At 39.4% G+C, this 11439-nt stretch carries 8 protein-coding genes and 1 pseudogene; 8 read left to right on the top strand and 1 reads right to left on the bottom strand.

Annotated features, from left to right (window positions below):
* Positions 1-228: 228 nt before the first annotated feature.
* The 8 genes and pseudogenes from Q4A91_RS08610 to Q4A91_RS08570 all read left to right on the top strand — a co-directional run bounded on the left by Q4A91_RS08610 (position 229) and on the right by Q4A91_RS08570 (position 11044).
* A complete protein-coding gene (locus tag Q4A91_RS08610; RefSeq protein ID WP_303213629.1) occupies positions 229-4632 on the top strand; it encodes a PolC-type DNA polymerase III in 4404 nt (1467 codons plus the stop codon).
* Between the two features lie 66 nt (positions 4633-4698).
* Positions 4699-5201 (top strand): annotated as a pseudogene (locus Q4A91_RS08600) (DnaA/Hda family protein).
* Positions 5202-5213: 12 nt separating this feature from the next.
* The gene (locus Q4A91_RS08595) at positions 5214-6164 is read left to right on the top strand and encodes a YafY family protein (protein WP_303213623.1); all 951 of its coding nucleotides are present in this window, start codon (positions 5214-5216) and stop codon (positions 6162-6164) included.
* Positions 6165-6171: 7 nt separating this feature from the next.
* Complete coding sequence (locus Q4A91_RS08590) at positions 6172-7482, top strand: DUF262 domain-containing protein (RefSeq protein ID WP_303213621.1); 1311 nt, start codon at positions 6172-6174, stop codon at positions 7480-7482.
* On the top strand, positions 7476-9314 hold the full coding sequence (locus Q4A91_RS08585; protein ID WP_303213619.1) for a DUF262 domain-containing protein: 1839 nt from the start codon (positions 7476-7478) through the stop codon (positions 9312-9314). The genes Q4A91_RS08590 and Q4A91_RS08585 overlap by 7 nt, the downstream gene beginning before the upstream one ends.
* A gap of 74 nt (positions 9315-9388) precedes the next feature.
* Positions 9389-9541, top strand: a complete 153-nt coding sequence (locus tag Q4A91_RS08580; protein ID WP_000776617.1) for a hypothetical protein — start codon at positions 9389-9391, stop codon at positions 9539-9541.
* Between the two features lie 21 nt (positions 9542-9562).
* Complete coding sequence (locus Q4A91_RS08575) at positions 9563-10804, top strand: aminopeptidase (protein WP_000243940.1); 1242 nt, start codon at positions 9563-9565, stop codon at positions 10802-10804.
* A 9-nt stretch (positions 10805-10813) separates the two neighbouring features.
* Positions 10814-11044, top strand: coding sequence for a GlsB/YeaQ/YmgE family stress response membrane protein (locus Q4A91_RS08570; RefSeq protein WP_303213617.1), 231 nt, complete (start codon positions 10814-10816; stop codon positions 11042-11044).
* Positions 11045-11250: 206 nt separating this feature from the next.
* On the opposite strand, the gene Q4A91_RS08565 is transcribed toward Q4A91_RS08570, so the two are convergent.
* A partial coding sequence (locus Q4A91_RS08565; protein WP_303213616.1) for a transposase occupies positions 11251-11439 on the bottom strand: 189 nt, incomplete at its 5' end.

Below are 11439 nucleotides of genomic sequence, written 5' to 3'. Positions count from 1 at the left end.
AGAGTACTTGGTTTGGGACCAAGGTGTCGCAGGTTCGAATCCTGTCTTCCCGATTGATTACGAGGATACTTAAGAGTATCTTTTTTTATTTACTAAGGAGATTCTGAGAGTTTTCTTTTTTGTTTACGGAACAAATTTGTGTAAACTAGAAGTGCTTAAGGAATGGTACTAGTCATATATTTTCTTTAATTATGGTAAAATAGTAAGAGAATAATGTGAGGAAAATGAATGGCAAGTAAGTTTGAAATTTTAATGAATCAACTGGGAATCTCTGATCAATTGAAACGGGATTCTGCTCTTGTTGATGCCAGAATTGAGCGTGTTGTGGTTCATAAAATTAGTAAGATTTGGGAATTTCATTTTGTATTTTCTAATATTTTACCGATTGAAATTTTTTTGGAGTTAAAGAAAGGGCTTAGTGAAGAATTTTCTAAGACAGGGAATCGAGCTGTTTTCGAAATCAAGGTTCTCTCTCAAGAATTCTCTAATGAACTCTCTAATGAACTCTTACAAGCCTACTATAGAGAGGCTTTTTCTGAAGGTCCATGTGCAAGTCAAGGGTTTAAATCTCTTTACCAGAATTTAAACGTTCGTGCGGAGGGAAATCAACTCATTATTGAAGGTTCAGAGGCGATTGATAAGGAGCACTTTAAGAAGAATCATCTTCCTAATTTGGCAAAGCAACTCGAGAAGTTTGGTTTTCCAGCTTTTGTATGCCAAATAGAAAAGAATGATGCTCTTACACAAGAGCAGGAGGAAGCCTTCCATACGGAGAATGAACAGATTGTTCAAGCTGCCAATGAGGAAGCGCTCCGGGCTATTGAGCAACTGGAACAAATGGCTCCTCCTCCAGTAGAAGAGAAGCCAGCCTTTGATTTTCAGGCTAAAAAGGCTGCGGCCAAGCCTAAACTAGATAAGGCTGAAGTTACCCAGATGATCGACGTGACGACTGAGGAAAATCGCCTGGTCTTTGAAGGGGTCGTTTTTGATGTGGAGCATAAGGTGACCAGAACTGGTCGCGTTTTGATCAACTTTAAAATGACAGACTACACTTCAAGTTTTTCAATGCAAAAATGGTTTAAGAATGAAGAAGAAGCTCAGAAGTTTGACATCATTAAGAAGAATTCTTGGCTCCGAGTTCGTGGGAATGTGGAGATGAATAACTTCACACGTGATTTGACCATGAACGTCCAGGATGTGCAGGAAGTTGTTCACTATGAGCGGAAGGATTTGATGACAGAAGGTGAGCGTCGGGTTGAGTTTCATGCTCATACCAACATGTCGACCATGGATGCTCTACCAGAGGTAGAGGAGATCGTTGCGACAGCTGCTAAGTGGGGGCACAAGGCGGTTGCCATCACCGACCATGGAAATGTTCAATCCTTCCCACATGGCTACAAGGCAGCTAAGAAAGCTGGAATCCAGCTGATCTATGGAATGGAAGCCAATATCGTGGAGGACCGTGTCCCTATCGTTTACAACGAAGTGGAGATGGGCTTGTCAGAAGCGACCTATGTGGTCTTTGACGTGGAGACGACGGGACTTTCAGCTATCTATAATGATTTGATTCAGGTTGCGGCCTCTAAGATGTATAAGGGAAATGTTATTGCCGAATTTGATGAATTTATCAATCCTGGGCATCCCTTGTCAGCCTTTACTACTGAGTTAACAGGTATTACAGATGATCATGTTAAAAATGCCAAACCACTGGAACAAGTTTTACAAGAATTCCAAGAGTTTTGCAAGGATACAGTTTTAGTTGCTCACAATGCCACCTTTGACGTTGGCTTTATGAATGCCAACTATGAGCGTCATGGTCTGCCTAAGATTAGCCAGCCGGTCATCGATACGCTGGAGTTTGCTAGAAATCTCTATCCTGAGTATAAACGTCATGGTTTGGGACCTTTGACTAAGCGTTTTGGTGTAGCACTTGAACACCACCACATGGCCAACTACGATGCGGAAGCTACTGGTCGTTTGCTTTTCATCTTTATCAAAGAGGTAGCAGAAAAACATGGTGTGACCAACCTAGCTAGACTAAACATTGATTTGATTAGTCCAGATTCTTATAAAAAAGCTCGGATCAAGCATGCGACTATTTATGTCAAGAATCAGGTAGGTCTAAAAAATATCTTTAAACTGGTTTCTTTGTCCAATACCAAGTACTTTGAAGGAGTACCACGGATACCGAGAACGGTTCTAGATGCCCATCGAGAAGGCTTGATTTTAGGGTCGGCTTGCTCGGAGGGTGAAGTTTTTGACGCAGTTGTTTCCCAAGGTGTGGATGCGGCGGTTGAGGTGGCCAAGTATTATGACTTTATCGAGGTCATGCCACCAGCTATCTATGCTCCCTTGATTGCTAAAGAGCAGGTCAAGGATATGGAGGAACTTCAGACTATTATCAAGAGTTTGATAGAGGTTGGGGACCGTCTTGACAAGCCTGTTCTAGCTACGGGAAATGTCCACTATATCGAACCGGAAGAAGAGATTTACCGTGAAATTATCGTCCGTAGTTTGGGACAGGGGGCTATGATTAACCGGACCATTGGTCACGGTGAACATGCCCAGCCAGCTCCTCTTCCCAAGGCTCATTTTAGAACGACCAATGAAATGTTGGATGAATTTGCTTTCTTGGGAGAAGATTTAGCACGCAAATTAGTCATTGAAAACACCAATGCCTTGGCAGATATCTTTGAACCTGTTGAGGTCGTTAAGGGTGACTTGTATACACCTTTCATCGACAAGGCGGAAGAAACGGTCGCTGAGCTGACCTATAAGAAAGCTTTTGAGATTTATGGCAATCCGCTGCCAGATATTGTTGATTTGCGGATTGAAAAAGAATTGACTTCTATTCTGGGGAATGGATTTGCCGTGATTTATCTGGCATCGCAGATGCTGGTGCAACGTTCCAATGAACGGGGCTACTTGGTTGGCTCTCGTGGGTCTGTTGGGTCCAGTTTTGTTGCGACCATGATTGGGATTACAGAGGTCAATCCTCTCTCTCCTCACTATGTCTGTGGCCAGTGTCAGTACAGCGAATTTATCACCGATGGTTCTTACGGTTCAGGTTTTGATATGCCCAATAAGGATTGTCCAAACTGTGGCCACAAACTCAGCAAAAATGGGCAGGATATTCCGTTTGAGACCTTCCTTGGTTTTGATGGAGATAAGGTTCCCGATATTGACTTGAACTTTTCGGGGGAAGATCAGCCTAGCGCCCACTTGGATGTGCGTGATATCTTTGGTGAAGAATATGCCTTCCGTGCAGGAACGGTTGGTACGGTGGCTGCCAAGACTGCCTATGGCTTTGTAAAGGGCTATGAGCGTGATTACGGGAAGTTTTATCGTGGTGCAGAGGTGGAGCGCCTCGCTCAAGGTGCAGCTGGTGTCAAGCGGACAACAGGACAACATCCGGGGGGAATCGTTGTTATTCCGAACTACATGGATGTCTACGATTTTACGCCTGTCCAGTATCCAGCAGATGACGTGACGGCTGAATGGCAGACCACTCACTTTAACTTCCATGATATCGATGAGAATGTCCTCAAACTCGATGTACTGGGGCATGATGATCCGACCATGATTCGGAAATTGCAGGATTTGTCTGGGATTGACCCTAATGAAATTCCTATGGATGATGAAGGCGTGATGGCCCTCTTTTCTGGGACGGATGTACTTGGGGTGACGCCGGAGCAAATCGGAACGCCGACGGGCATGCTGGGAATCCCAGAGTTTGGAACAAACTTTGTACGTGGGATGGTAGACGAAACGCATCCGACGACTTTTGCGGAATTGCTTCAGCTCTCAGGTCTGTCCCACGGTACTGATGTGTGGTTGGGAAATGCCCAGGATCTGATCAAGCAAGGAATTGCGGACCTATCAACCGTTATCGGTTGTCGGGACGACATTATGGTTTACCTCATGCATGCGGGTCTTGAACCTAAGATGGCCTTTACCATCATGGAACGGGTACGTAAGGGCTTGTGGTTGAAGATTTCCGAAGAGGAGAGAAATGGCTATATCGAAGCTATGAAGGCCAATAAGGTGCCAGAGTGGTATATCGAATCTTGTGGGAAAATCAAATATATGTTCCCCAAGGCCCATGCGGCAGCCTACGTTATGATGGCCTTGCGTGTAGCCTACTTCAAGGTTCACCATCCCATTTATTATTACTGTGCTTACTTCTCTATCCGCGCCAAGGCTTTTGATATCAAAACCATGGGAGCAGGCTTGGATGCCATTAAGCGTAGAATGGAAGAAATCGCTGAAAAACGGAAGAACAATGAAGCCTCTAATGTGGAAATTGATCTTTATACAACTCTTGAGATTGTCAATGAAATGTGGGAACGTGGCTTTAAGTTTGGCAAGTTAGATCTCTATCGTAGTGATGCGACTGAATTCATCATTGATGGAGACACTCTTATCCCACCATTTGTCGCAATGGATGGTCTAGGAGAGAACGTTGCTAAGCAGTTGGTGCGTGCTCGAAAAGAAGGAGAATTCCTCTCTAAAACCGAACTCCGCAAGCGTGGCGGACTCTCATCTACCTTAGTTGAAAAGATGGATGAAATGGGGATTCTCGGCAATATGCCAGAGGATAATCAGTTGAGTTTGTTTGATGATTTGTTTTAAAATAGATGGACAAAAATTGTCCATCTATTTTAGTATACTTATAGTATAATAAAGAAAGAGATTTAAATGATAAACAATACAGGCTTAAATAATAAATATCAATTTGAAAATTTTGTAGAAAAAGATGGTAATGATTTAGCAAAGAAAGGAGCCTTAGCAGTAGTAGAAAATCTAGGATTAAAATATAATCCACTTTATATTTATGGAAAAAAGTTTCAGGGAAAACACATCTCCTTCAAGCAATTGGAAATAAGGTTCTTGAGAATAATCCAGAAAAGCGAGTAAAATATATTTCTGCCGAAAACTTATTAGAAAATGAGCTAGAAATCCAAAAAGTTAGAAGTGAGCAGTTTACTCTCCTAATAGTAGATGATATTCAGATATTGGGGGAAAAGGATATTCTTATTCAAGAAATATTTTTTAATCTTTTTAATTCTCAACATTATATGAATAAACAAATGGTTTTCTCTAGTGACACTGAACCAGATCAATTAAAAAATGTTCAATCTCGTTTGATTGTGCGTTTTAAGTGGGGAATGACAGTGTGTCTAACATCAATTGAAGGATAAAAAGGACTGCAGATGAATGATCAAGAAAGACTACTAACGATTTTTTTACGATTACAGTTTGGGACTCCGTTAGGAAAAAAGCAATTAGCTCAAGAATTTATGGTTAGTGCAAAGACGATACAGAGAGATTTTTCACTACTGCGTTATATCTTATCTAGTTGCCACAATTATAGTGGGGATTTGATTTATAGTCGTAAAACAAATAAGTATAGCCTATCAAGTGAGTCAGTTTTTAATAAAAAGGATATACTTGTTATATCAAAGATTTTATTGGAAAATCGAGCACTGAATAGGTCAGAAATTGATAGCTTACTAAAAAATTTACTGATTTTAGTTCCTCGTGATGACCAGAAAGAAATTGAGCAGATTATTGGTAGTGAAAAGCTTAATTATGCTCCCTTAACGGATCAACAAGATAGAATAGAGAAAATTTGGAATTTATCGGAGGCTATTCTACATGAACAGGTCTTAGACATTATCTATCAAAAACCTTATTCTGAATCTTCTAAGAAGCAGACGGTTTTACCTGTCTCTCTTTACTATGATAGTCATTATTTCTATTTGGTTGTTTACCAGTTGAAACATGCTACTTATATTACTTTAAGAGTAGACCGTATCCAATCATGGTCTCTTAGTGGTATAGAGAAACCCTCTATTTCTTATCGAGATAAATTTAGAGATGGTGATATTCGTAACGAGAGAGTTGATGCTTTTATCGGGAAGAAAATCAGTATTGAGATTGGGTATTTGTATGATCCTACTATTGTGATGGATCAATTTCCAAATGCAAAAATAGTTGGGAAAAATGGTTCCTGGACTCATTTTAAGTTTAAAAGTCAGTATACACCGGGTCTTAAACGCTGGTTGTTGGGACAAGGGGAAGCAGTTACTGTTTTGTCTCCTCGGATTTTAGTAGAGGATATGAAGCAAACAGTTCAAGAAATGATAGATAAATATAAATGAGGATAAAATGAGTATTCAATTTACTTCTAAAAAGGTTGGAGAACTACTGAAAGAAGGGAAATTGCGGATTCCTTCTTATCAAAGACCTTATAAATGGAACAGAAAACATATCCGTAATCTTTTTTATGATTTACGAGATGCTATGGGAAAAAAGGAATATCAGATTGGTTCTGTTATCTTGCATGAAAATGATAGATATTTAGATATTGTCGATGGACAGCAACGTCTAATTTCAATTTCCTTGTTTCTTCATTTATTAGATGATTTAGGGAATTATAAGGGTGCGAATCAACTTCTGAGTGCTGAATTTGGAGAGATGTCTTGCTATCATGCGAGTGAAAATTATAATGAGTGGAAAAATTTGACTCAATTGGTCGGCGAAAATCAGGCAAAAGATATTTGCAACTTTTTATTGGAAAATTGTTCTGTCTCCGTGATTACTATGCCACAGGCACGATTATCAGAGGCCTTTCAGTTATTTGATTCTCAGAATAATCGTGGAAAATCTTTAGAACCTCATGATTTGCTCAAAGCCTATCATCTTCGCAAGCAAGATTCAGAAGATGAAAAGATTGTTGAAAAGTGGGAGCAATTTGTAGAGGATAAAGATTTAAGTCTCAAAGAGTTATTTGATAAACATCTTTTTCGTATGAGACGGTGGTCTAGGGGAGAAACAGGATTAACAAACAAGCGTTATGGCTCTTATCTACGATTTACAGAGGATTTTATTGACGACTTTAAAGGCGTTGATTTGAATCAGAACTTTCCATACCTAGAATTGTATCGTCATATTGAGAAACTCCCTCTTTCAATTACTATGCCAATAATTGATGGAAGTAAATTTTTTGAGTATATTGAATCTGCTCATGAAACTATTAAAAATCATAAAGATTTTTTAAATGAAGAGTTAGGATTTTCTGATGAACTTGAAGGGGAAGAAAAAAATGTAGCTTACCCAGAAGGTATGTTAAACATTTACAATAGCTCAAAGGGTCGCTATCTCAAGTGTCACAATATATTCCTAAATATTTGCTCGCTTTTCGCAGATAGATTTGGAAAAGAGGAGCTATCAAAGGAGATAGTAGAGACCTTGTTTATTTGGTCTTACTACCCTCGAGTTAAATCTAAAGCCATATATGATGCGACGGTTGGGAACTATGCTGCTGGTGGAAGGTTTAGACAAAAAGAGGTTCAAAAGCTATTTCAACTTTTATCTCATGCTGTCACTCCGAATGATTTCATGATAAAGATAGATAGAGAGTTATTTGAAAATTATACTGTGGACAAGATTATAGAAGTAGAAAAAGATAAATGGTAGAAACACATATAAGCTTATCAGTTAATCGTTTGTTAAATGAAGATACCTATGCCATTCCTCTTTATCAGAGAAATTTTGCCTGGACTTATGATGAAATTGAGCAGTTATTGAACGATGTAGCAGATGCTTTTCAAGAAAATAGAAACAATTATTATATTGGAACATTGGTCGTTAATAAAGAGAATGACATTTTCAAAATCATAGATGGACAACAACGAACAACCGCTTTTAATTTGATTGCCTTAGCTTTGAAGCATGAGTTTGGTTTTGATAGATTGAAAGCTATCAATCTTACCTTCCCAGCTAGGAAGAAATCAAATGAGAACATTCAAAAACTATTTACTAAGCAAAAAATCTCTGAGGACGATGAAAATGAATTAACTAGAGGTTACGGACATGCTAAAGACGCATTGAAAAAAGTGCTAGAGGAGCGCCACCTTAATCCTCAATCTTTCGTTGATTATCTTTTTGATAAAGTTATTATTTTTCGGAGTATACTTCCTGAAGATTTAGACTTAAATCTTTATTTCGAACGTTTCAACTCTCGTGGAGAACAACTAGAGGCTCATGAGATTCTTAAGGCGCAAATGATGGCCAAGTTTGGTGCAGATCAAGAAATGGCACAAAAATTTGCAAGGATTTGGGATGCCTGTGCGGAGTTTGATAAGCCGGTAATAAAAACTTTTCAAATCCGAAGTAGACCAAACAATACTGATGAAGAGGGGGAGAAAATTTTTGGTAAAGAATTTACTAACTTCAAATTGGAAAGTGTATTTGAGAAAATAAGAGTAAAAAAAATTGAGCAACGAAGTTTACTAGATGCAATTACTCAGATAAAATATGAAAGTAGTAGCTTAGTAAATAATGGAGCAGATATTTCAAATTATACGACTGTAATTGATTTTCCAACATTTTTACTTCAAGTTTTTTTCATCATGGAAGGAAATGACGAAACTACATTTGATGATAAAAAATTATTGAAAATTTTTGAAATTGAACGACGAGATAGAGAATGGGTCCAACAATTTGGGCAACTACTTCTGACTATGAAGCATATATTTGATACGCTTATCGTAAAAAATGTCCAATTAGAAAATGAAACTGAATGGCAAATCAAGCGCGCTCAGTATGAGACATATAAACGAAATGAAAATGGAGGATGGAAATATGCTCGAATTAGTTTTCAAAATAATTTAAACCAAAACATCATTCTTCTCCAATCCATGTTTGCTGTGACCTTTACTGCCAATCGTGATAGTCGTTGGTTATTCGAGATCTTACAATTTCTATACAGACATATTGAAGAACTAAATGATCAAGAATTTGGTGATTATTTTAAGGAATTTCTTGAAAAAATGGCAGTGAGATATGCTGAGGAAAGATTGTTTACCGAAGATAAAAGTATCAAAAAATATGGTGCAATTCCTGTTTATGCTTTTAACTTTGTGGATTATGTTTTATGGAAAAATCGTGAAGAATTAAAGAAAGCATACGATGTTAAGTTTGAAGATTTCAAATTTACATATCGTCGTTCTATAGAGCATTGGTTTCCACAACATCCAAATAGTGATGAAAGAGTTGAAAAAATTGATGATAAATTTTTGCATTCCTTTGGGAATCTCTGTATCATTACAGATAGTCAAAATTCGAAGTTTGGAAATTTAGTTCCAAGTGCAAAATATAAACAGTGGGAAGGAATTTTCAATCGCCAGAGTTTAAAATTACAGATGATGGCAGATGTAACGGTAAAGAATGATAAATGGGGTATTTGTGAGATTCAATTTATGGAAAAAGAAGTGGAAAGATATGTACACGACTTTTGTGATAGTTAAATAAAAACAAGCTTTAATGAGCTTGTTTTTTAAAATGCTAATATATGTGATATACTAGTAATGGGGAACATTTGATGAAACTAAGAATTTTTGCGGAAGATAAACCAGCTGAAAAGGTTTTTGACTATCAGCTAGAGCTGGCAGATGAAACAATTATCCTATCGACAGCGCTCTTGTCTGGTGCCATTGCTTTAGCAGGATTATTTTCTGCTTTGAAGGAAAAATAACAAAAGAAAAGGAAGAATAGAATGGTTTTACCAAATTTTAAAGAAAATCTAGAAAAATATGCGAAATTATTGGTTGCGAATGGAATTAACGTGCAACCTGGTCACACCTTGGCTCTCTCTATCGATGTGGAGCAACGCGAGTTGGCGCATTTGATCGTGAAAGAAGCTTATGCCTTGGGTGCGCATGAGGTCATCGTTCAGTGGACAGATGATGTGATCAATCGTGAGAAATTCCTCCACGCTCCGATGGAGCGTCTGGATAATGTGCCAGAATATAAGATTGCTGAGATGAACTATCTCTTGGAGAACAAGGCTAGCCGTCTTGGAGTTCGCTCATCTGATCCAGGTGCCTTGAACGGAGTGGATGCTGACAAGCTTTCGGCTTCTGCCAAAGCTATGGGACTTGCCATGAAGCCAATGCGTATCGCAACTCAGTCCAACAAGGTTAGCTGGACAGTGGCGGCCGCTGCTGGACTTGAATGGGCTAAAAAAGTCTTTCCAAATGCTGCGAGCGATGAAGAAGCAGTGGACCTCCTTTGGGATCAAATCTTCAAAACTTGCCGTGTCTACGAAGAAGATCCTGTTAAGGCTTGGGAGGAACATGCTGCAATCCTCAAGAGCAAGGCAGAAATGCTCAATAAAGAACAATTCTCAGCCCTTCACTACACAGCTCCAGGGACCGATTTGACACTTGGTTTGCCGAAGAACCACGTTTGGGAATCAGCTGGAGCCATCAATGCACAGGGAGAAGGATTCTTGCCCAATATGCCAACAGAAGAAGTCTTTACGGCTCCTGACTTCCGTCGTGCAGATGGCTATGTAACCTCTACAAAACCACTTAGCTATAACGGCAATATCATCGAAGGCATTAAGGTAACCTTCAAGGATGGTCAAATCGTAGACATTACTGCTGAAAAGGGTGATCAGGTCATGAAGGACCTTGTCTTTGAAAATGCGGGTGCGCGTGCCTTGGGTGAATGTGCCTTGGTACCAGATCCAAGCCCAATTTCTCAGTCAGGTATTACCTTCTTCAACACCCTTTTCGATGAGAATGCTTCAAACCACTTGGCTATCGGTGCAGCCTATGCGACCAGCGTTGTTGGTGGGGCAGAGATGAGCGAAGAAGAGCTTGAAGCTGCAGGACTGAACCGTTCAGATGTTCATGTGGACTTTATGATTGGTTCGAGTCAAATGGATATCGATGGTATCCGTGAGGATGGAACACGTGTACCACTCTTCCGCAATGGAGACTGGGCAATTTAAGGAGAAGCTATGCTTGGAAGTATGTTTGTTGGTCTCCTAGTGGGACTCTTGGCAGGTGCTTTAACCAATCGCGGAGAAAGCATGGGATGCTTTGGGAAAATGTTTCTCGGCTGGATTGGTGCTTCTTTGGGGGACCTGCTCTTTGGAACTTGGGGTCCAAACCTAGCGGGGATAGCTATTGTTCCAGCTGTTTTAGGTGCTATGGTTGTCTTAGCTTTTTTCTGGAGACGAGGAAGTTAATTTCTTAAATCTGATACTCAATGAAAATCAAAGAGAAACTAGGAAACTAGCCGCAGGCTGCTCAAAGCACTGCTTTGCGGTTGTAGATAGAACTGACGAAGTCAGTAACATCTATACGGCAAGGCGACGTTGACACGGTTTGAAGAGATTTTTGAAGAGTATGAAAAGAAAAGGGCTCTATGTCAACTGTAGTGGGTGACCTATAACTAAGCACGAGAGGAGACGAAGTTCGTCTTCTCTTTTGTGGTATTCAAAGCGATATAGATACGCTGTTTAAAGTTTTCAAAGTTCCGATAGCCAAAAGCATTGCGCTTGATGTCTTTGATCAGTTTGTTTGTTGCTTCTAGTTTAGCGTTAGAATAAGGCAATTCAATGGCATTAGTGATATAGGTTTT

This window comes from Streptococcus sp. (assembly GCF_030528045.1).
Taxonomy (GTDB): Bacteria; Bacillota; Bacilli; order Lactobacillales; family Streptococcaceae; genus Streptococcus.
The sequence above is the reverse complement of the archived record's forward strand: the minus strand, read 5'-3'. Positions and strand labels throughout refer to the sequence as shown.